This is a genomic window from Pseudogemmobacter faecipullorum (genome assembly GCF_020539525.1).
Taxonomy (GTDB): Bacteria; Pseudomonadota; Alphaproteobacteria; order Rhodobacterales; family Rhodobacteraceae; genus Pseudogemmobacter; species Pseudogemmobacter faecipullorum.
In genome coordinates this window covers 1-21,085 of the sequence record NZ_JACDXX010000023.1, presented here as the reverse complement: position 1 = coordinate 21,085, position 21,085 = coordinate 1, and the positions used below count along the sequence as shown (strand labels likewise).

Annotated in this window: 20 protein-coding genes and 1 pseudogene; 9 read left to right on the top strand and 12 right to left on the bottom strand. The window is 64.2% G+C overall.

Features of this window, described 5'->3' with window-relative positions; genetic code table 11:
• Nucleotides 1-85 precede the first annotated feature (85 nt).
• Entirely contained in the window at nucleotides 86-952 is an 867-nt protein-coding gene (locus tag H0485_RS18290; protein ID WP_226937367.1) for a glycosyltransferase family 2 protein, read from the top strand.
• A gap of 23 nt (nucleotides 953-975) precedes the next feature.
• Here the strand turns inward: H0485_RS18290 and H0485_RS21685 are convergent, their stop codons facing one another.
• The 8 genes from H0485_RS21685 to hutI are packed head-to-tail and all read right to left on the bottom strand — an operon-like array spanning nucleotide 976 to nucleotide 9,283.
• Nucleotides 976-1,107: a hypothetical protein gene (locus H0485_RS21685; RefSeq protein ID WP_255613811.1), complete on the bottom strand. Its 132-nt coding sequence runs from the start codon at nucleotides 1,105-1,107 to the stop codon at nucleotides 976-978.
• A gap of 25 nt (nucleotides 1,108-1,132) precedes the next feature.
• Nucleotides 1,133-1,711, bottom strand: coding sequence for a HutD/Ves family protein (locus tag H0485_RS18285; protein ID WP_226937366.1), 579 nt, complete (start codon nucleotides 1,709-1,711; stop codon nucleotides 1,133-1,135).
• A complete protein-coding gene (gene hutU, locus H0485_RS18280) occupies nucleotides 1,708-3,402 on the bottom strand; it encodes a urocanate hydratase (RefSeq protein ID WP_226937365.1) in 1,695 nt (564 codons plus the stop codon). The genes H0485_RS18285 and hutU overlap by 4 nt, the downstream gene beginning before the upstream one ends.
• A 15-nt stretch (nucleotides 3,403-3,417) precedes the next feature.
• Complete coding sequence (locus H0485_RS18275) at nucleotides 3,418-4,560, bottom strand: acyl-CoA dehydrogenase family protein (protein WP_226937364.1); 1,143 nt, start codon at nucleotides 4,558-4,560, stop codon at nucleotides 3,418-3,420.
• A complete protein-coding gene (locus tag H0485_RS18270) occupies nucleotides 4,553-5,746 on the bottom strand; it encodes a CaiB/BaiF CoA transferase family protein (protein ID WP_226937363.1) in 1,194 nt (397 codons plus the stop codon). The genes H0485_RS18275 and H0485_RS18270 overlap by 8 nt, the downstream gene beginning before the upstream one ends.
• On the bottom strand, nucleotides 5,746-6,546 hold the full coding sequence (gene hutG / locus H0485_RS18265) for an N-formylglutamate deformylase (RefSeq protein ID WP_226937362.1): 801 nt from the start codon (nucleotides 6,544-6,546) through the stop codon (nucleotides 5,746-5,748). Before hutG ends, H0485_RS18270 begins: the two co-directional genes overlap by 1 nt.
• Nucleotides 6,543-8,093: a histidine ammonia-lyase gene (hutH, locus tag H0485_RS18260; RefSeq protein ID WP_226937361.1), complete on the bottom strand. Its 1,551-nt coding sequence runs from the start codon at nucleotides 8,091-8,093 to the stop codon at nucleotides 6,543-6,545. The genes hutG and hutH overlap by 4 nt, the downstream gene beginning before the upstream one ends.
• Nucleotides 8,081-9,283 carry an imidazolonepropionase gene (hutI, locus tag H0485_RS18255; protein WP_226937360.1) on the bottom strand — a complete coding sequence of 401 codons (1,203 nt, stop codon included), beginning with the start codon at nucleotides 9,281-9,283 and terminating at the stop codon, nucleotides 8,081-8,083. The genes hutH and hutI overlap by 13 nt, the downstream gene beginning before the upstream one ends.
• A 68-nt stretch (nucleotides 9,284-9,351) precedes the next feature.
• Here hutI and H0485_RS18250 point away from each other — a divergent pair, with 68 nt between their 5' ends.
• Entirely contained in the window at nucleotides 9,352-10,743 is a 1,392-nt protein-coding gene (locus tag H0485_RS18250) for a formimidoylglutamate deiminase (RefSeq protein WP_226937359.1), read from the top strand.
• 43 nt (nucleotides 10,744-10,786) lie between these two features.
• Here H0485_RS18250 and hutC read toward each other — a convergent pair whose 3' ends face one another.
• Nucleotides 10,787-11,512 carry a histidine utilization transcriptional repressor HutC gene (hutC, locus tag H0485_RS18245; RefSeq protein ID WP_226937358.1) on the bottom strand — a complete coding sequence of 242 codons (726 nt, stop codon included), beginning with the start codon at nucleotides 11,510-11,512 and terminating at the stop codon, nucleotides 10,787-10,789.
• A gap of 106 nt (nucleotides 11,513-11,618) precedes the next feature.
• On the opposite strand from hutC, the gene H0485_RS18240 reads away from it, so the two are divergent.
• From H0485_RS18240 to H0485_RS18230, 3 genes are read left to right on the top strand one after another with little or no spacing between them, the layout of a single operon-like run.
• Nucleotides 11,619-12,587, top strand: a complete 969-nt coding sequence (locus H0485_RS18240) for an ABC transporter permease (RefSeq protein ID WP_226937357.1) — start codon at nucleotides 11,619-11,621, stop codon at nucleotides 12,585-12,587.
• A gap of 4 nt (nucleotides 12,588-12,591) precedes the next feature.
• Nucleotides 12,592-13,449, top strand: a complete 858-nt coding sequence (locus tag H0485_RS18235; protein ID WP_226937356.1) for an ABC transporter permease — start codon at nucleotides 12,592-12,594, stop codon at nucleotides 13,447-13,449.
• A 3-nt stretch (nucleotides 13,450-13,452) separates the two neighbouring features.
• On the top strand, nucleotides 13,453-15,066 hold the full coding sequence (locus H0485_RS18230) for an ABC transporter ATP-binding protein (protein WP_226937355.1): 1,614 nt from the start codon (nucleotides 13,453-13,455) through the stop codon (nucleotides 15,064-15,066).
• Nucleotides 15,067-15,156: 90 nt separating this feature from the next.
• Here the strand turns inward: H0485_RS18230 and H0485_RS18225 are convergent, their stop codons facing one another.
• The 3 genes from H0485_RS18225 to H0485_RS18215 all read right to left on the bottom strand — a co-directional run bounded on the left by H0485_RS18225 (nucleotide 15,157) and on the right by H0485_RS18215 (nucleotide 18,399).
• Nucleotides 15,157-16,338: a 2Fe-2S iron-sulfur cluster-binding protein gene (locus H0485_RS18225; protein WP_226937354.1), complete on the bottom strand. Its 1,182-nt coding sequence runs from the start codon at nucleotides 16,336-16,338 to the stop codon at nucleotides 15,157-15,159.
• Between the two features lie 3 nt (nucleotides 16,339-16,341).
• Entirely contained in the window at nucleotides 16,342-17,382 is a 1,041-nt protein-coding gene (locus tag H0485_RS18220) for an aromatic ring-hydroxylating dioxygenase subunit alpha (protein WP_226937353.1), read from the bottom strand.
• A gap of 84 nt (nucleotides 17,383-17,466) precedes the next feature.
• Nucleotides 17,467-18,399, bottom strand: a complete 933-nt coding sequence (locus tag H0485_RS18215; protein ID WP_226937352.1) for a LysR family transcriptional regulator — start codon at nucleotides 18,397-18,399, stop codon at nucleotides 17,467-17,469.
• 192 nt (nucleotides 18,400-18,591) lie between these two features.
• On the opposite strand from H0485_RS18215, the gene H0485_RS18210 reads away from it, so the two are divergent.
• From H0485_RS18210 to H0485_RS18195, 4 genes and pseudogenes are all read left to right on the top strand, one after another.
• The gene (locus tag H0485_RS18210) at nucleotides 18,592-20,148 is read left to right on the top strand and encodes an ABC transporter substrate-binding protein (RefSeq protein ID WP_226937351.1); all 1,557 of its coding nucleotides are present in this window, start codon (nucleotides 18,592-18,594) and stop codon (nucleotides 20,146-20,148) included.
• A 126-nt stretch (nucleotides 20,149-20,274) separates the two neighbouring features.
• Complete coding sequence (locus tag H0485_RS18205) at nucleotides 20,275-20,514, top strand: hypothetical protein (protein WP_226937350.1); 240 nt, start codon at nucleotides 20,275-20,277, stop codon at nucleotides 20,512-20,514.
• Between the two features lie 117 nt (nucleotides 20,515-20,631).
• On the top strand, nucleotides 20,632-21,009 hold the full coding sequence (locus tag H0485_RS18200) for a tyrosine-type recombinase/integrase (RefSeq protein WP_354002459.1): 378 nt from the start codon (nucleotides 20,632-20,634) through the stop codon (nucleotides 21,007-21,009).
• A pseudogene (locus H0485_RS18195) lies at nucleotides 20,961-21,085 on the top strand (IS3 family transposase); the annotation flags it as partial. The gene H0485_RS18200 and the pseudogene H0485_RS18195, both read left to right, overlap by 49 nt.

Sequence of the window (21,085 nt, the reverse complement as noted above, 5' to 3'; positions counted from 1 at the left end):
CGGGAGCAACGCCGCTGCTTTCCCGCTTGCGCCCGGGCGCGCCCTCTGTGACGCTCACGCCTGGCTGATCCGGGAGGCAGGGAAGATGCGCTACGATACACTTGCCGCTCTGATTGCCTCCGGCGCGCTGCGCAAAAGCTCGGGCCCGGCGGCGCTGATCATGGCCGAGGATGATGTCGCGCTGGAGGCGACACTGCAACATCATCTGCAGGCGGGCTTTGATCAGCTGCTGCTCTTTGCGCCTGCGGAGCTGGAGCTCGATCCGGCGCTGGAGGCAGCGATCGAGCGCATCGATTGCGATGTTTTCGCCGAGGATGCCCTGGTCGGGGTGGTGAACCGGCTGATTGACCCGCTGGCCGGGCGTTGGATCTGCTACGGCTATAATGCCGAATTTCTGTTCTTCCCCTTTTGCGAAAGCCGCAGCCTGCGCGATCTGATCAGCTTTCAGAGCGAAGAGCGGCGCGAGGCGATCCTCAGCTATGTGATTGACCTCTATGCCCCTGATCTGACGCGCTGGCCCAATGCCGTCTCGCTGGAAAATGCGCATCTCGACCGCTCGGGCTATTATGCGCTGTCGAGGCAGGCCAGCGATGGTCAGGGGGTGAAAGAGCGGCAGATGGATTTCTTTGGCGGGCTGCGCTGGCGGTTTGAGGAGCATATCCCCTGGGACAGGCGCAAGATTGACCGCATCGCGCTGTTCCGGGCCCGCCAGGGCCTGCGGCTGCGGCCCGATTTCACCCTCACCGATGAGGAGATGAACACCTATTCCTGCCCCTGGCATCACAATATCACCACCACGATCTGCTCTTTCCGTACCGCCAAGGCATTGCGCACCAATCCCGGCAGCCGCAGCGATATCTCAGGCTTCCTCTGGCACCGCTCAGAACCCTTCCGCTGGCACAGCCAGCAGCTGATGGATCTGGGGCTGATGGAGCCGGGCCAGTGGTTCTGACCCGGATCTGACCGGCCCGGCTTTTACCCGAAGATCTGCCGCAAAAAGCCGGTAAAACGATGCGCAGCGGCAAAATTATGCCAGAAACTGTCATAGGTCCGGCGGATCTCCCCGAGCGGCGGCACCGCGCCCGGCGCATGGGCGCCGACAGCCATCAAAACCGGCTCGCGACCCGGGGCATCAGCGCTGGCCGCTCAGGGTCACGGAGGCTGGGTCCGTTATCGTCACCATCAGGGTCTGCAGGCCCTTAAGCGACAGCAGCAAAGCCGGATCGCAGGCATCGAGATCGACCAGATCCAGCCGCTCCAGCCCGCCCCCCTGCTCCAGCAGCAATGCCAGCCGGGCAATTGCCGGGCGGGCGGGTGCCGGGCCTGCGGGTGGCGAAAATGGCCCGCGCGTCACTTCAGCTTTCAGCGGACGACGGGTCATCACGTTGAAATCCAAAATCGGCCCCTCTGTCAGTTCCGCGGCGCTCGGCACATCGCCGGGAAAGGCCAGAGCCAGGCTGTCAGCGGTCAGGACATGGCTTTGCCCGGCAATATCCAGCCGCATCGGGCCGCCTTCGAGCACCGCCAAAACCCGGTCGACATCCGGGAACAGCGAGAACGGACCGTCCGAGGCGACGATGGCGGTCGAAATTCGCCAGTCGAAACCGGCGAAATCCGCGCCGGCGGGCGAAACGGCGATTTCCGCCGTTTGCCCACCGCCGTTTTTCCAGGGGCGGAAGATCCGCCCGGCGGCTTTGTAATGTCCGTTCACCGCATGATGCCGGGCAGACGCAGGCCATGCAGCGTGGCGCAGTCTTTCGCCAGCTCATAACCGGCATCGGCGTGACGCATCACCCCCGAGGCCGGGTCATTCCACAGCACCCGCTCCAGTCGTCTGGCGGCCTCATCGGTGCCATCGGCCACGATCACCACACCGGCATGCTGCGAGAAGCCCATGCCGACGCCGCCGCCATGGTGGATCGACACCCAGGTGGCGCCGCTTGCGGTATTGGTCAAAGCGTTCAGCAGCGGCCAGTCCGAGACCGCATCCGAGCCGTCCATCATCCCCTCGGTCTCCCGGTTGGGGCTGGCGACCGAACCCGAATCCAGATGGTCACGGCCGATGACGATCGGGGCTTTCAGCTCGCCGTTCTTAACCATCTCATTGAACATCAGACCGGCACGGTGACGATCACCCAGACCGATCCAGCAGATACGCGCGGGCAGGCCCTGGAAGGCGATCCGCTCAGCGGCCATATCCAGCCAGCGGTGCAGGCCTTTGTTTTCCGGGAACAGCTTTTTCATCGCCGCATCGGTCCTGGCGATATCCTCGGGATCGCCCGAGAGCGCCACCCAGCGGAACGGGCCAATACCCTGGCAGAACAGCGGGCGGATACAGGCGGGCACGAAACCCGGGAAAGCAAAGGCGCGCCCGAAGCCTTCTTCCAGCGCCATCTGGCGGATATTATTGCCGTAATCCACCGTCGGCACGCCAGCGTCATGGAAGCCGACCATCGCTTCGACATGGGCACGCATCGAGGCACGCGCGGCCTTGTCGACGCCTGCCGGATCGCTGGACTGTTTGGCGCGCCATTCGCCGACGCTCCAACCGGCCGGGCAATAGCCATGCACCGGATCATGGGCCGAGGTCTGGTCGGTCACGATATCGGGGCCACCATTGGGCAGCTTTTCGCCCGCCAGCTGACGGCGCAGGATCTCGGGGAAGATCTCGGCGGCATTGCCCAGCAGGCCAACCGATTTAGCCTCGCCCCTGGCGTTCCATTCCGCGATCAGCGCCAGTGCTTCATCAAGGGTTCTGGCCTTGGCATCCAGGTATCTGGTGCGGATACGGAAGTCGATCCGGGTCTCGTCGACCTCGACCGCGAGGCAGGATGCGCCCGCGAAAACCGCGGCCAGGGGCTGTGCACCACCCATGCCGCCAAGGCCGCCGGTCAGCACCCATTTCCCGGTCAGATCGCCATTGAAATGCTGGCGGCCCATCTCGGCAAAGGTCTCATAGGTTCCCTGAACAATGCCCTGCGCGCCGATGTAGATCCAGGACCCTGCGGTCATCTGGCCGTACATCATCAGGCCCTTCTTATCCAGTTCGTTGAAATGCTCCCAGTTTGCCCAGCGGGGAACAAGGTTGGAATTCGCGATCAGAACCCGCGGCGCATCCTTATGGGTGCGGATGATCGACACGGGTTTGCCGGACTGAACCAGCAGGGTTTCGTCTGCTTCCAGATCGCGCAGCGCGTCGCAGATCAGGTCGAAATCCTTCCAGGTCCGGGCGGCGCGGCCGATGCCGCCATAAACCACCAGCTCATGCGGGTTTTCGGCCACATCGGGATGCAGATTGTTCATCAGCATCCGCAGCGCCGCCTCAGACTGCCAGTTTTTCGCCGTGATCCCGGTGCCGGTCGCCGGATAAATGTCGCGGGTATTGTGACGGGGATTTGTCATGATGTCAGTCTCTTCTTAAGCGAGCAAAATGCCGGAAATGATATTGCGCTGGATCTCGGAGGAGCCTTCGTAGATCCGCATGATCCGCAGATCGCGGGCATGACGTTCCAGAGGGAAATCCCGGGTGTAGCCGTAGCCGCCATGGATCTGGATGGCGCTGTCGGCGATCCGGCCCGCCGCCTCGGAGGCGAAGAGCTTGGCGCGGCTGGCGGCAGCGGTAAAGCGCTGGCCGGCATGGCGCTGGCGGGCCGCTTCATGGCCCAGAAGCTCGGCGGCGGCCAGATCGGTCTCCATATCGGCCAGCATCCAGCGGATGCCCTGGCGCATGGCCAGTGCCTCGCCGCCGATGATGCGGGATCTGGACCAGTCGCGTGCGGCGCTGAGCGCGGCGCGGGCAATGCCGACGCACATCGCGGCCACTTCGACCCGGCCATTATCCAGCACTTTCATCGCGGTGCGGAAGCCCGAGCCCTCGGGCCCGACGCGGTTGCTGTCCGGGACGTAGCAATCAATGTCCAGCTCCCAGACATGGCCACCGCGCAGACCCATGGTCTGCTCCACCCGGCCCGGCACCAGGCCTGCGGTGCCCTTCTCCAGCACAAAGGCCGAGATGCCGCGAGCGCCGGCGGCCGGATCCGTCACGGCATAGACCACGATGAAATCCGCAACCCCACCGTTGGAGATGAAGCATTTGCGGCCGCGGATGCGCCAGCCCTCGCCTTCGCGTTCCGCTTTGGTGCGCATATCGCCCGGATCCGAGCCGGCATTCGGCTCGGTCAGGCCAAAGGCGCCCAGCAGCCGGCCTTCGGCAGCGGCGGGCAAAAGGCGGGCGCGCAGCGCGTCATCGCCACCGATCAGCAGCGAATCCGTCGCGAGATAATGGGCCGTCAGCGCCGAGACTGTCGAGGCGCAGGCCCCCGCGATGGTCGCCACGCCCTCGAACAGGGCATGGGCCGAAATATCGGCACCGCCCCAGGCCTCGGGCAGGTTGGCGCCCATGATCCCGGTCGCGGCGAGAGCGGCGATCTGTTTGTGAACAAATTCCCCCGTCTCATCGGTTTCCGCCGCGAATGGGGCGATCTCTTCGCTGGCGAAGCGGGTCAGCATATCGATGAAGCCGCGCTCGCTCTCTTCAAGCAAGTGGGAATAATCAGGCAAATTCAGTCTCCTGCACGATTCCGGCGGCAATCAGGCCGGTAATTTGATCGGGGGTCAGGCCAAGTGCGGTCAGCACAGGGCGGGTGTCGCCTCCCAAAGCGGGAGCGCCGGCGACGGATAGAGGCTTCTCACCGTCAAACCGGATTGGCTGGCCGGCCACCCTGCTGCTGCCCAGCCGGTGGTGCGGCAGATCGGCCACCAGGCCGCGGGCCCGTGCATGCGGGCTGTCGAGCGCCTGGGCCAGCGTCTGGATCGGCGCGGTCGGAATGCCCGCCTGACGCAGTTCTGCAATCAATGCATCGGTCGGCAGGCTGGTGGTCCAGGCTTCGATCAGGGCGCGCAGCGCAGGCTCATTGCTGGTCCGCGTCTCATCGCTGGTGAAGCGCGGATCGCGGGCCAGCTCTGGCTGTCCCATCAGCGCGCAAAGGCCGGCAAACTGGCGCGGGCCCAGCACCGCGATGATCACCTGACCATCGGCGCTGCGGAAGGCGCCAAAGGGCGTCGAAAGCGGATGACGGTTGCCGGTGCGTTTCACCGGCTGGCCGGCATAATGCTGCAGCGCGTGGCTGGTGGGCAGCATGGCGACAAGGCAGTCCATCATGGCGATATCGACATGGCTGCCGCCATGCGTCCCGCGCCCGAGCAGGGCGGCAAGGATACCGATCGCGGCGTAAAGCCCGGCGGCGACATCGCCGATCGCCTCGCCGGTGCGCAGGGGCGTACCGCCCTCTTCGCCGGTGGCGTCCATCCAGCCAGACATGGCCTGAACCACCACATCATAGGCGGGCAGATCCGCGGCGGGGCCTTCCTGCCCGAAGCCCGAGATCGAGGCCACAACCAGCTGCGGATTGACCGCCTGCAGGGCGGCAGCGCCGATGCCCAGCCGGTCGGCGACGCCGGGGCGGAAATTCTCGACCACCACATCCGCGGTGGCGGCCATTTTCAGGGCCAGCGCCCGCCCCTCATCGGCCTTCAGATCGACGACCAGCGATTGCTTGCCGCGATTGTTCAGCGCGAACAGCGCGGATTCGCCCGATACGAAAGGGCCGACATGGCGATAATCATCGCCCTGCGGCGGTTCCAGCTTGATCACCTCGGCCCCGAGATCGGCCAGGATCGCGGTGCAGAACGGCCCGGCCAGCACCCTGGTCAGATCAAGAATGCGGATGCCTGCTAACGGTTTCATCAAAGGGTTTCCTCAGTCAGTTTGGGCGCAAGCGCGGCCAGCGCCAGCAAAAGATCAGCCAGCGTCGCGCGAAGCGATGCGGCGCGGTGCGGATCGTAGCTAAAGGGCGGGAGCTCGGTTTCCAGATGGCTCGACTGCGCCAGCTCCATCTGGATCGCATGCACCCCTGCCTGCGGCTTTCCATAGTGGCGCGTGGTCCAGCCGCCCTTAAACCGCCCGTTCAGCACCGTGCTGCGGCCGCTGGCCTCGCAGATCCGCAGCGCCGCGGCTTCCAGCCTCGGATCACAGCTCTGGCCACCGGCGGTGCCGATGCTGAAATCGGGCAGCACCCCCTCGAACAGGAAGGGAATGACCGAGCGGATCGAATGGCAGTCAAACAGGATCGCCACCCCATTCCTGGCCCGGACCCGATCCAGCTCGGCCTGCAAAGCCGCGTGATAGGGGGCGTGATAGCTGGCCAGACGCGCGGCGATCTCGGCACCATCCGGCGGAACGCTCCAGATCGGCTCGCCGTCAAAATCTGTCAGCGGCACCAGGCCGGTGGTATTCTGGCCAGGATAGAGGCTTTCATCCTCGGGGCCGCGATTGGCGTCGATGACATAGCGATGGAAGGTGGCCCGGACCGTGGTGGCGCCAGGCAAAAGCCCCTCATAGAGCCGCTCGATATGCCAGTCGGTATCTGCCAGAACCCGGCCGCGTGCATTCAGCCTGGCCCCTATGCTCTCGGGCAGCCAGGTCCCGGTATGCGGCAGGCCCAGAATGACCGGGCTGTCGCCGCGCTGTACCTCAACCGGCCTCACAGGCGCAGCTCCGCGAACAGCGCCGCCGGCACGGCAGCGGCCAGAGCATCGCTGCTGACCAGCTCCGCCGCCAGGGCCAGATCGGTTGCCATATAGCGGTCCTGTTGCAGCGGCGCGATGTCCTGGCGCAATCTGGAGAGCGCCTTCGCCAGCGGGGCAGAGGTGAGCAGCGGCGCACGCGCCTCGATGCCCGCAGCCGCGCAGAGCAGTTCGATCCCGAGGATCTGGGCGAGATTGGCATTCATCCGCCGCAGCCGCCGCGCCCCATGGGCGGCCATGCTGACATGATCCTCCTGATTGGCGCTGGTGGGGGTGGAATCGGTGGAGCAAGGGTTGGCCAGATGCTTATTCTCGCTCATCAGCGCCGCCGAGGTGACTTCGGCGATCATCAGCCCGCTGTTCAGGCCCGGATCCGGGCTCAGGAAGGGCGGCAGGCCAAAACTCATCGCCGGATCCACCATCATGGCGCTGCGACGCTGCGAGATGGCACCGATTTCGGCCAGCGCCAGAGCGATCTGATCGGCTGCCAGCGCCACCGGCTCGGCGTGGAAATTGCCGCCGGAGACGATCAGATCCTCGCTGGTCAGCACCAGCGGATTGTCGGTCGCGGCATTCGCCTCGATCTCCAGCGTGGCCGCCGCCTGGAACAATACATCGATGCAGGCGCCGGTCACCTGCGGCTGGCAGCGGATACAATAGGGATCCTGCACCCGGCTGTCGCCATCGCGATGGCTTTCGCGGATGGCCGAGCCCGCCATCAGGCCGCGGATGATGCCCGCCGCCATGATCTGGCCGCGATGGCCGCGCAGTCTGTGGATTTCGTCGATAAAGGGCGCGGTCGAGCCCATGATCGCATCGGTCGACATCGAGGAGGCAACCAGCGCCGCCCTCGCGGCACGAAAACCCTCGAACAGCCCGACCAGCGCGAAGGCGGTCGAGACCTGGGTGCCATTGATCAGCGCCAGCCCCTCTTTCGCCGCCAGGGTCATCGGCGACAGACCCGCCGCCGCCAGCGCCTCGGCCCCCGACATTTCAGCGCCTTTATAAAGCGCCCTGCCCGCGCCCAGCATCACCGCCGCCATATGGGCCAGCGGTGCCAGATCGCCCGAGGCCCCGACCGATCCCTGCGACGGAATCACCGGCAGGACGTCATGCGCCAGCATATCCTCGAGCAATGTCACCAGCTCGGGACGCACGCCCGACACCCCCCGCCCGAGGCTGAGCAGTTTCAGCACCATGATCAGCCGCACGGTCTGCGGCTCCACCGCCTCCCCCACGCCGCAGCAATGCGACAAGATCAGATTGCGTTGCAAAATGGCGGTATCGGCAGGCGCGATCCGGACCGAGGCGAGTTTGCCAAAGCCGGTATTCACGCCATAGACCGGTGCACCCCCTGCGGCGGCGGCAGCGATCCGCGCTGCAGAGGCGGCGATACCGGCGCGGGCCGAAGCATGCAGGCTGACGCGGAGACCCTCGCGCCAGACCCGCTCCAGCTCGGCCAGGGTCGCAGTGCCGGGGGTCAGAACAAGATCTGTCAGAGCGGGCATGGCTTACCTCCGAAAATGCGGGAATGAAGCGGGTTGAAACCGATGCGGTATGCCAGCTCGGCCGGATGGCTGATGTCCCAGACCGCCAGATCAGCGATCTGACCGGCGGCGATGCGGCCGCGGTCGGCCAGACCCAGAGCCCGGGCAGCATTGACGGTGAACCCGGCCAGGCATTCGGTCGGGGTCATGCGAAACAGCGTGGCGCCCATGTTCATGGTGATCAGCGCCGAGGTGACGGGCGAGGTGCCGGGATTGCTGTCCGTGGCCAGCGCCATCGGAACCCCGGCCGCGCGCAGGGCGGCGATGGGCGGCAGTTTCGTCTCGCGCAGCGTATAAAACGCGCCGGGCAGCAGCACCGCAACGGTGCCGGAGGCCGCCATGGCGGCAATGCCCGCCTCGTTCAGCCATTCCAGATGGTCGGCCGAAATCGCCCCGTGCCGCGCGGCCAGCGCCGCCCCCTCCAGATCGGACAGCTGCTCGGCATGCAGCTTCACCGGCAGGCCGAGCGCGCTCGCATGGCTGAAAATCCGGTCCATCTCGGCGGCAGTAAAGGCGATGCCTTCGCAAAAGCCATCCACCGCATCAATCAGCCCCGCCGCCTGTGCGGCCTCCATCCCGGCAATCACCACGCGCTCGATATAGCCATCCCGGTCATCGGCATATTCGGGCGGCAGCGCATGGGCGGCCAGCCAGGTGGTCACCACGCGCAGCGGGCGCTCCTGGCCGATGCGGCGGGCGACACGCAGCATTTTCAGCTCGGTTTCCAGATCCAGCCCATAGCCGGATTTGATTTCGATCGTGGTGACACCTTCGGCGATCAGATGGTCGGCGCGGCGCAATGCGGAGGCAAGAAGCTCGGCCTCGCTTGCCGCGCGCGTGGCGCGGACCGAGGACAGGATCCCGCCCCCGGCCCGGGCGATTTCCTCATATCCGGCACCGTTCAGACGCATGTCGAATTCGCGCGCGCGGTCGCCGCCATAGACCAGATGGCTATGGCAGTCGATCAGACCGGCCGTCACCAGCCGCCCGCCCAGGGACTGTTTCTTCAGATGCTGATGGGCGGCGGGCAGATCGGCCGCCGGCCCGGCCCAGAGGATGCGATCCTCAGAGATTGCAATCACAGCGCCAGCGATCAGGCCGCTGTCGGTGCCATTTTCAGGAGAGACGAGGGTGAGATCGACGAGGAGCATGGTTTGCCTTGTTATATCCAGATCAAACGCTATTATGAGCAGACATAATATGTCAAGCGAGTCGTCACATGACAGAGTGCATCTCATCGAAACCGACCGTTATCTGGGCAAAACAGGCGCTTTTAGCTAAGGGCTGGGCAAAGGATGTCGCGCTTGGGATCGGCGCGGATGGCCGCATCCTCTCGATCGCGAAAGGCCCGGCGCCGGCGGGTGCGATTTTGCGTGACGTGCTGGTCCATGCCCCCGCCAATACCCATTCCCATGCCTTTCAGCGCGCTATGGCGGGGCTGAGCGAACGACGCGGCGCCGGGCAGAACGACAGTTTCTGGACCTGGCGCCAGCTGATGTACCGCTTCCTGGACCGGATCACCCCCGATCAGGTCCAGGCCATCGCCGCCTTTGTGCAGATGGAAATGCTCGAGGCCGGATTCGGCGCGAATGTCGAATTCCATTATCTGCACCACAGCCCGGGCGGTCAGACCTATGACGATCTTGCTGAGCTTTCGGCCCGGATCGCTGCCGCGGCGGAACAGACCGGCATCGGCCTGACGCTCTTGCCGGTCCATTATGCCCAGGGCGGCTGCGACGGCCGCGCCTTAAGCGGCGGCCAGCTGCGCTTTGGCAATGACGCCGATCAGTTCGCCCGCCTGCATGAGGGAGCAGGCCGGGCGCTGGCCAGCCTGCCGGCAGACACCCGCCTCGGCGTGGCACCGCATTCGCTGCGGGCGGTCGCGGCGCGGGATCTGGCGGCCACCATTGCCCTGGCGGGCGACGGGCCGGTCCATATGCATCTGGCCGAACAACAGGCCGAAGTGGATGAGGTTCTGGCCGCCACCGGCGCGCGCCCCGTCGAATGGGCGCTGGCCAATCTGGATGTGTCGCCGCAATGGTGCCTGATCCACTGCACCCGGATGCTGCCCGAAGAAACCATCGCCCTGGCGCGCAGCGGCGCTGTCGCGGGGCTTTGCCCCCTGACCGAAGCCAGCCTCGGCGACGGCATTTTCGACGCAATCCGCTGGGCCGGGGCCGGTGGCGCCCTCTCCATCGGCTCGGACAGCAATATCCGCATCTCGCTGGCCGAAGAGCTGCGCCAGCTGGACACCAGCCAGCGCCTGCGCGACCACAGCCGCGCCGCTCTTGCAACGCCGGAGCATTCGACCGGGCGCCGCCTGATCGATGCCATCTCGCGCGGAGGGGCGCAGGCTGCAGGTCGGGGCGCGGGCACGATCGCGGTCGGAGAATGGGCGGATCTGCTGACCTTCGACATGGATCACCCGGATCTGACCGGCCTGCAGGGCGATTTCATCCCCGACAGTTTTGCCTTTGCCGGTGACAGCAGCATGGTGCGCGATGTCTGGTCGGCTGGCCGCCATCTGGTGCAGGAGGGCCGCCATATCCGCCGCGAGGCGATCCGCAGCGCCTATATCGCCGCGGTCAGAACTCTGCGGGCCGAAGCCTGAGCCGAGACCAGAGCCAGCAAAAGCCGCCAGGGACGACCCGCTGTCAGTAGCGGGTCGTCATCCGATGATCAGGCCGGTAGATCAGGCTGACATAGGTGACAACCTGGCCTTGCCATGTGGTCTGCCGCTCGACACGAAACAGCGCGTCACCGGCATGGCAGTTCAGCAGCATCGCCTGTTCAGGATCGGCGGATGTGGCCGAGAAACTGATCTCCACATCCGAATAGGGGACCTGCTGCACCAGCCAGTCATTCGGGCCGACGGTCGAAAAATCGAAGTCGCGACCCTGCGGCGTCGCGGCAAGATTGATCCAGCGATCCTCAAGCTGATAGGGCCGGCCATCGCCGAAATGCATACAGACCAGATGCAGCACTTCGGTGCCCGGCTTCAGATTCAGCCGCGCCCGCAGCCAGTCGGGGGCGGACATCGCTTCGGAGCGGATCAGGGCATAGCGGTAGCTGGCGCCCCGCTCTTCGATCTCTTTGCGGATCAGCGGAATTTCGAACCGGACCTGGCGCACTGGGGCCATACGCACCCGCGTTCCGGCCTTGCGCTTGCGCTCGACATAGCCCTCATCGACCAGCTCGCGCATTGCGCGGTTCACCGTCGCGCGCGCCGCCCCATATTCCAGCGCCAGATCCTGCTCATTGGGAACCGCACTGCCCGGCGGCCAGGTGCCGTTCAGGATACGCTCAAGAATGTCGGCTTTGATATCACGATACGTCATCCGACCCACGCTATCCGAGCCGCCCGCCCGATTGGAAGGCATAGGAGTGATTCCTTTCACACAGCGCGACAGAAAGGCGCGATTTTTCTGGACTGATACGCAAATTTTGTCATTATGGATATCCTTATCAAGGTTAAAGTCTATACAAATGACATCCAAAGTATCACCAATCCCCGGGCTTGTCCTCAGAAGGCTCGCCATCGGGACGCTAACGCTCATCGTCGTCTCTGCGGTGATCTTCTGGGCGGTCGAGCTGCTGCCCGGCGATCTGGCGACAGAGGTTCTGGGACAGGCTGCCACGCCCGAGACAATTGCGGCGTTCAAAACGCAGTTTGGCCTGAATGATCCGGCGCTGACACGATACTTTGGCTGGCTGAGCGCCGCCGTACAGGGTGATTTTGGCCTGTCACTGGCAACCCGCCGCCCGGTTGCCGATCTGATCGGAGACCGGGCATTTAATACATTCTTCCTCGCAGGCTATGCGGCGCTGATCGCGGTGCCGGTAGCGATAGTGCTGGGGCTGATCGCCGCGCTGCACCGCGCTTCGCTGCTGGATCGCTGGATCTCCAGCGCGACGCTGGCCGTGATCTCTTTCCCCGAATTCTTTGTCGCCTATATCCTGATTCTGGTCTTCGCGGTCCAGCTGGGCTGGTTCCCGAGCCTGGCCAGCGTGACCCCGACCATGCCGCTGGGCGAGCGGTTATATGTCAGCTTCCTGCCGGCGCTGACCATGGTGATGATCGTGACCGCGCATATGATGCGCATGACCCGGGCCGCGATCGTGAACCTTCTCGCCCTGCCATATATCGAGATGGCCGAGCTGAAGGGGATGAAGCGCTGGTGGGTCATCGCCATCCATGCGCTGCCGAATGCCGTGGCTCCCATCGTCACCGTTATCGCCCTGAACCTGGCCTATCTGATTGTCGGCGTGGTGCTGGTCGAGGTGGTCTTCGTCTATCCTGGCCTTGGCCAGCTCCTGGTGGACAGCGTCGCCAAACGGGACATGCCGGTGGTGCAGGCGGCCTGCCTGATCTTTGCGGCGACCTATATCCTTCTGAATCTGTTGGCGGATGTGATCGCCATCCTGTCCAACCCGCGCCTAATGCACCCGAGGTAATCTTGTGACTCAATGGCTTTTCCACCTGCGCCACGCGCCGCTCTCGGCCCGGATCGGGCTGGGCCTGATTGTAATATATGCAGTGCTGGCCCTGTTCGCGCCACTGATCGCGCCCTATGGCGAGGCCGAGGTGATCGGTCCGGCCTATCAGCCCTGGGTCGCGCCCTATTACCTCGGCACTGATGCGCTGGGGCGCGATGTGATGTCGCGACTGATCTATGGCGCGCGCAATACGGTGGGGATCGCGCTGATCACCACCTGCCTTGCCTTTCTGATCGGGGCGGTTCTCGGGCTGATGGCGGCAACCCTGGGCGGCTGGGTCGATACCGCGCTGTCACGGCTGGTCGATGTGCTGATGGCGATTCCCTCGCTGATCTTCGCATTGCTGATTCTGACCATCACCGGCGCCTCGGCCCTGGCGCTGATCTGCGTGATCGCAGTGCTCGACAGCACCCGGGTCTTCCGGCTGTCGCGCGCCGTGGCCCAGGGCATCCTGACCATGGATTACATCGAAGTGGCGCGGATGCGCGGCGAGGGTCTGGGCTGGATCCTGCGGCGCGAGATCCTGCCCAATGCCTCGGCCCCGCTGATCGCTGAATTCGGATTGCGCTTTTGCTTCGTCTTCCTGTTCATCTCGGCGCTCAGCTTTCTCGGCCTGGGCCTGCAGCCCCCTACCGCAGACTGGGGTTCGATGGTGCGCGAAAGCGCGCGGCTGATCTCATTTGCCAATTTCTCGAGCTGGCAGACGGCGACTTTCGGGCTGGCGCCGCTGCTGCCCGCCGCCGCCATAGCCATCCTGACGGTGGCGGTGAACCTTGTGGTTGACTGGGTGCTGCACCTGTCCAGCGGATTGAAGGACTGAGCTATGACAAAACTTCTGGAAATTCGTGATCTGTGGCTCGAGGGCCGCTCGGGCGATGACTGGCACCAGATCGTCAAAGGGGTCAGCCTTGAGCTGGCACGGGGCGAAGTCCTTGGTCTCATTGGTGAAAGCGGGGCGGGAAAATCAACGCTGGGCCTGACCGCCATGGGGCATGTGCGCCCTGGCTGCCGTATCACCAGCGGCTCGGTCACCTTCGATGGCCAAGAGCTGGTAGGCGCCAGAGCCGAAGAGCTGCGCAAATTGCGCGGCCGGCGGATCGCTTATGTCGCGCAATCCTCGGCCGCCTCTTTCAACCCGGCCTGGCGGCTGATGCGCCAGCATTGCGAGGCCCCGGTGCGCCATGGTGTCATGACGCGTGCCGAGGCCGAAGCCGAGGCGGTACGGCTCTATACCGAGATGCGGCTGCCCAATCCCGACGAGATCGGCTTTCGCTTCCCGCATCAGGTCTCGGGCGGGCAGCTGCAACGCGCGATGACGGCGATGGCCATGGCCTGCAAACCCGATCTGATCATCTTCGACGAACCCACCACAGCCCTGGACGTGACGACCCAGATCGAGGTGCTGAGCGCGATCCGTGACATCGTGCGCACCCATAATGCGGCGGCGATCTATATCACCCATGACCTGGCCGTGGTGGCGCAGATGGCCGATCGGGTGAAGGTGCTGCTGAAGGGCGAAGAGGTCGAGGACGCACCGGTGCGCGACATGCTTACCAATCCGCGCGAGGACTATACCCGCTCGCTCTGGGCGGTGCGCGATTTCCAGCCCTCGCCGCGCGATCCCGCGCCCGATGGCCCGCCGCTGTTGCAGATTGACGCGGTCGATGCCGCCTATGGCACGCAGAAAGTGCTGGAAAAGGTATCCCTTTCGGTTCCACGCGGCCGTACGGTGGCCGTCGTCGGCGAGAGCGGCTCGGGTAAATCTACCACCGCGCGGGTGATCATGGGGCTGTTGCCGCCATCCTCGGGCAAGGTCACTTTCGATGGCGCGCCCCTGCCCGCCAGCCTGGGTGCCCGCCCGCGCCGGCTGTTGCAGCGGATGCAGATGATCCATCAGATGGCCGATACCGCGCTGAACCCGCGCCACCGGATCCGCGAAATTCTGGGCCGGCCGCTGGAGTTCTACCTTGGCCTGCGCGGTAAGGCGAAAGAGGCGCGCATTCGCGAATTGCTGACCGAGATCGAGCTGGCCCCCGATACTTTCATCGACCGGCTGCCCGGCGAGTTGTCGGGCGGACAGAAGCAGCGTCTCTGCATCGCGCGCGCGCTTGCGGCCGAACCGGAGCTGATCATCTGTGACGAAGTGACCAGCGCCCTCGACCAGCTGGTGGCCGAGGGCATCCTGCGCCTTCTGGACCGTATCCAGCGCGAGCGCGGCATCAGCTATCTGTTCATCACCCATGATCTTGCCACGGTGCAGGCGATTGCCGATCACGTCGTGGTCATGCAGCACGGAAGGGTGATCGAACAGGGCGACAAGGCACGGATCTTTTCGCCGCAGCACGAGGCCTATACCGAGCTGCTGCTGTCCTCCGTGCCGCAGATGGATCCCGACTGGCTGGACAGGCTTCTGGCCAGCCGTCAGGCTGCCAGCTGAGGGCTGAGGGCCTTGCCCTCGCGGTATAAGGAAAAAGGAAAAGGGCGGCCCGGTCCGGGCCGCCCTTTCTGTTATGAACCTGTTGGGAGCTTACAGGTCCAGAACCACACGTCCGTTGGGACGTGAACAGCATATCAGGGCCTGGCCCGGGCCCGGCGGGTCCAGCGGCTCGCTGAAATAGTCCAGCTGTCCCGCTTTCACCGTGCAGCGGCACGAATTGCAGATACCCGAGCGACAGACAAAGGCCGGGTCCAGCCCCGCGCTTTCGGCCAGCTCGAGGATAGATTTCACACCGCTGTTCCAGGCCAGGGTCACGCCGGAGCGGGCAAAGACAACCTCATTGCCGCTCTCGGCCATGGCATCCGGCCCAGCCGCTGCGGCCGCATTGCGCGCGGCGGGCTCAGCGGCTTTGCGCACATCAGGATTGGTGAGGTAGTCGAGCCGGTCGAGCGATTTCGGCGCCCTGACCGGAATACGCGGCGTCGCGCTCCCGGGCGGTGCAAGCTCTCCCGCGGCCAGTTTCGGCAAAGCCCCCCCGGGGCCAAAGAACTCATATCCGATCCGTTCGGGCGCAATGCCAAGGCTGGTCAGCAGCCGCCACATCGCCACCATGAACGGCACCGGACCGCAGAGATATACCTGATAATCATCCAGCGGCAGCAGCGATTGCAGCAGCGAGGCATTCACAACGCCCGTCACATCCGGATGATCCCCGGGCGCAGGGTTGCGCAACACATTGCAGGCGGTGATCCGCCCCGAGGAGGCCGCAACCAGCCGCTCGACCTCGGCCCTGAGCGGCTGAACCGCGCTGCTCTCGACAGCATGGACCAGCCAGGCTTTGCGGCTGCCCTGCGCCAGCCGGTGCAGCATCGACATCATCGGCGTCACCCCGACGCCGCCGGCCAGCAGCAGCACCGGCAGGGTGCTGCCCTCATCGAGGAAGAAAGCGCCGCGCGGTGCCGCCACCTCGATCTCATCACCTGCGGCCAGATGGTCATGCAGCCAGCCCGAGCCGATACCATCCGGATTGCCGTTCAGCCCTGTCTCACGTTTGACCGAGATACGGTGGCAATCTGTGGCATCGACCGCATTCGACAGCGAATAGGTGCGCAGCACCGGCCCCTCGGGGCCAGGGATACGCAGGGTGAGATATTGCCCCGGACGCGCGGGCCAGAGTGCGCCACCATCCGCCGGCACGAGGTGAAACGAGGTGATGACGCTGCTTTCCGGGTGTTTGCGCGCCACCCGGAATTTGCGGAATGCATCGGCCATAGCTCAGCCCTGCATTTTGGCGTCGACCGCCTGCTCTTCGGCGATCATTGCCTCAAGCTGGCGGCGGAAACGCAACTGACCAGCGTCGATCGACAGGTCGATATGCGGCGAGGTTTTCTCACGCAGACCGATCTGCACCGCGTTCAGCACAACGCGATCCTCTTCGAATGCAGTGCGCACATCCGCGCTCATCATCGCCGAAAGCGCGGCATCATCGGGGCGGATATTGCGCAGCTGGAACCAGTAATAGCGGGTCTCGGTCTCGGTCGTGGGGGTCATGAAATTATAGCTGTCCATGACGAAGGTCTTCTCGTCCAGCGTCCCTTCCGGCCCGCCGGTGCCTGCCGGGGTGAAGATCGCACGGATCAGCGCGGTGCAGGGATAACGCACCTCATAATGTTGCAACCGGTCGCAATTGCCCTCGAATTCCACGATCTTGGCGTAGAACGGGGCCGGCGGGGCATCCATCATCCAGCGGTGCACGATCACGCCATCATCGGTGCGCGTCACCTTCAGCGGCGTGTCTTTGGTGGCCGGAGCGGCAAAGCTGGTCTCATGCACCCAGGCGACATGGGTCGGATCGAGGAGGTTGTCGGTCATCAGCAGGTAGTTGCACTGCAGCTCCATCGCCGCACCGCGGTTGATGCCCCAGTCCGGGCTGTCGTAATTGGGGATGTCGATAATGTCCTCAACATCGGCAATCGCGGCATTGCCCATCCAGATCCAGACCAGACCGTATTTCTCATGCACCGGATAGGGCCGGACCTTCGCGGCCGAGGGGATGCGCCCGCCGCCGGGGGCCCAGACGCATTGCCCGGCGCAGTCGAAAGTCAGGCCATGGTAGCCGCATTCAACATTATCGCCCTTGATGCGCCCCTTTGACAGCGGCAGCTTGCGGTGGGGACAGGCATCCTCCAGCGCGATGACCTCGCCCTGGGAGTTGCGATAGACGCAGATCTTTTCGCCAAGGACAAGGATCTGCCGCAGGCTATTGTCGATTTCGCTGCTCCAGGCTGCGACGTACCAGGCGTTTTTCAGAAACATGGCTACATCCCTATGTGGCGGTGTTTCCCCGGATTATGCGCAGACAAATGTCAGCTGACCAGTGGAGAACCACTGAGTGATTGTTTAGCTTTGCTTCTGTTTCCCCTCACGCTTTGCTTTAGATTCAGCGAGGACCCAATTTAGAAAATCGCGCGCTGGCTTATGCGTCATCGTGGTCAGGCCCCAGCAGATATAATAGGCCTCCGGCATCGGCAGCACCTGATCGGACAGCCGTACCAGCCGGCCCGATTCCAGGTCTGGCCCTGCGAAGGCGGCCTGCGCCAGCACCACCCCCTGGCCCGAAACCGCAGCCTCCAGCGCCAGGCTCGACAGCGAATAGACAGCCGCCGTCTTCAGCGGTCCCGCAAGCGGGGTCTTCTGCGCCACGAACCAGTCTGACCAGCGGGGCGCGACCGATTCATCCATACCCCAGTCGATGTCGATCAGCGGCAGCCGCGCCAGGCCTTCATTGGTCTGAGCCTCAGGATGCGCCGCTTTAAACGCGGGCGAGCAGGCCGGAAAACACATATCGGTGAACAGCACCCGCGAATGCGGATAGCGCGCGGCGGCCTGGCCATAGGTCAGCCGCAGGGTCAGATCCATCCATTGTGGCTCGGTTTCTCCATGCGTCGCCACGATGCGCAGCGTGGTTTCGGGCGCACCGGCCTGAAAGCGGTACATGATGGGGTTGAGCCATTTCTGTATCAATGTCGGCAGACCGTTGATTGTCAGATCCTCTGAGACGCGCTGCGCGGTGACGAACTCCTGGGCGCGCGTCATCCGGTCAAAGCCCTGACTGATCAGCTCATGATAGACCCGCGCAACCGGCGTCAATGTCACCCGCCGCCCCTCACGGGAAAGCAGCGACAGGCCGACATGCTCCTCCAGCAGCCGCAGTTGCTGGCTGACCGCACCAGGCGTGACGCCGAGGCTTCGCGCCGCGGCATGGACGGTGCCGTTTCTGCCGAATGCGTCAAATGCCTGAAGCGCACGCAGCGGAGGAAGAACAGTGCTCATTTTCAGATCCCCAGGCTGACGCCTGTTTAGCTCAGCTAAACAAGTATGCAGCCGTATTGATTTGCGGGTGAGCTAAGCAGGTCTTAGCATTATTAAGAATATACATATTGAGGCGCCTGCGGCGCAAGACTGCCACCCATCCACCGAGACAGGTCCTCCCCAGAAGAGGGCCAACAACAGGGAGAAAGAAAAATGGCTCTGATCACCAACCGCCGTTCCATCCTGATGGGTGCAGGGGCGATCACCGCCGCCGCAGCCCTGGGTCTGAACGCGCGCCCTGCCCTCGCGCAGAACAGCCCAAAAGCGGGCGGGACCTTCCGCCTGGCGATCTCGGATTTCAGCACCGCCGATACGCTGGATCCGCAGGTCAATGAATACCGGTTCATGATGCATCTGCAGTATCAGCTGCGCAACTGCCTGATCGAGGTCGGACCAGGTGGCGTGCTGATCCCCGAGCTTGCCACCGAATGGGCTCCGAATGCCGATCTGTCGGAATGGACCTTCAAGATCCGCTCGGGGGTGGAATTCAGCAACGGCAAGCCGCTGACCGCAGAAGATGTGGTCTGGTCGCTGAACCTGCATCGCGGTGCCGACACCATCTCCGAGGCCAAGTCGCTGATGGTGGCGATCAGGGATATTACCGTCAGCGCGCCGCTTGAGGTCCGGGTCACGCTCGAAGCCCCGAATGCCGGTTTCCCGGCCATTCTGTCGATGATCAATATGCTGATCGTGCCCGCAGAGGATCGCGCCTTCGACAAAGGCGTCGGCACGGGGGGCTACATTCTGGAAACCTATGAGCCGGGCCTGCGCAGCGTCGTGCGCCGGAACCCGAACTACTGGAAAGAAGGCCGGGCGCATTTCGACTCGATCGAATTGCACTGCATTGCCGATATCAATGCCCGCACCACCGCTTTGCAGACCGGACAGATCGACGCCATGGGCTTTGTCGATACGACGACCGCGCAGCTGCTTGAGGCGATGCCGGGGATGAAGCTGATCCAGACCCAGGGCAAGATGCATCAGGGCTTTTGCATGAATGTCACCGATCCTTTGTTCAGGGATCGCGATGTGCGGCTGGCGATGAAGCTGGCCATCGACCGCGACGAGGTGCTGGCAAAAGTCCAGAACGGTTACGGCTCCATCGCCAATGATCAGCCGCTCTCGAAAGCCTATCCGGCGCATTATTCGGGGCTCGAGCAGCATAGCTATGACCCCGAAAAGGCCAGGGCGCTGCTGGAAAAGGCAGGGGTTGCCGGGCTGACGGTGCCGCTGCATGTCTCGGAACTGCCCTTTACCGGTGCCACAAATATGGCGCAGCTTTATGCCGAACAGGCCGCCCGCGCCGGCATCAGCATCGAGGTGAAGCGCGAGCCCGATGACGGCTACTGGTCGAGCATCTGGGGGCAGCGCCCGCTGTTTGCGACGCGCTGGTCGGGCCGGGTGAATGAGGATGCCATGCTGACCCTCGCCTATTCGCGCGAGAGCATCGGAAGCTGGAACGAAAGCAGCTGGGACAATGAGGCCTTCAACAAGGCCCTGGTCGCCGCGCGTGGCGAAGCCGATGATACCCGCCGCAAGGAACTCTATTGGGAATGCCAGCGCCTGATCTCAGAGGATGCCGGTCTGATCGCGCCAATCTGGGCTGATTTCCTCGATGCGACCAGCGACAGGATCGGGCATGGCGAGATCGCCAATGACTGGGATCTGGACGGAGCCCGCTGCGGCGAACGCTGGTGGTTCACCGCCTGACCTCGCGTTGCTCCGGGCCGGCCCGATCCGGATCCGGAGCCACTTCAGTACCGGCGGCCCCGGATCCGCCGGTGACCAACCTAATGGCGCGGGCTACAAGTGAGGCGGACATGATCCGTGCCGCGAATGTGGCTGGAAGCGGCTGGCATCACAACCATGACCCGGCTGGGCCAGCTCGATCCACGCCATGCCAGCCCTCGCTACGCTGCCCTGGCGCCCCGCACGGCCCGCGATTACGACAAGGTCCTGAAATGGGTCACCGAGAAGCTCGGGAAGCTGGAGGTGGAGCGCATGCAACGCCGCGACATCATCCAGGCTCGGGACGCCAATGTGGCTAAGGTCAGGTTCGCAAACTACATCGTGTAGGTGCTTCGGATCCTCTTCGAGCACGCGATCGACAAGGGCTGGCGCCCCGATAATCCGGCCAAAGGTGTCTCCCTTCTCAAAGCAGACACCGAACCGCGCGAGGCATGGCCCGAAAATATGATCGAGGCCTTTCGGATGAATGCTTCAGGTCGGACGCTACTACTCTTTGAATTGGCGCTCGGGACCGGCCAGAGAATCGGGGACGTGCTGAAGATGCGCTGGAGCGACATCGATGGCGACGGCATCAATGTGGTGCAGGGGAAGACCGGTGCGCGCCTTTGGGTGCCCTTCACCCCTCACCTGAAAGGCGTGCTGGCTGAGACCACAAAGCTCGGCGCCACGATCTCCGCCTGGGGGATTGGCAAGCCTACCAGCTACCGCGGTGCAGCCGATCTGATCATGGCTGTGCGCCGGGCCATCGGGGCGGAAAAATATGACATCCACGCCTGCGCATCCAGCCCAGCGGGTTTTATGCTTGGTTGCAACGCCCGATGAGCAAGCGCGCCCAAGAGGATGCGCGTCAAACAGACCTTCTGCACAAGGCATGGACCGAAAGCGGCAAGGTCTACGG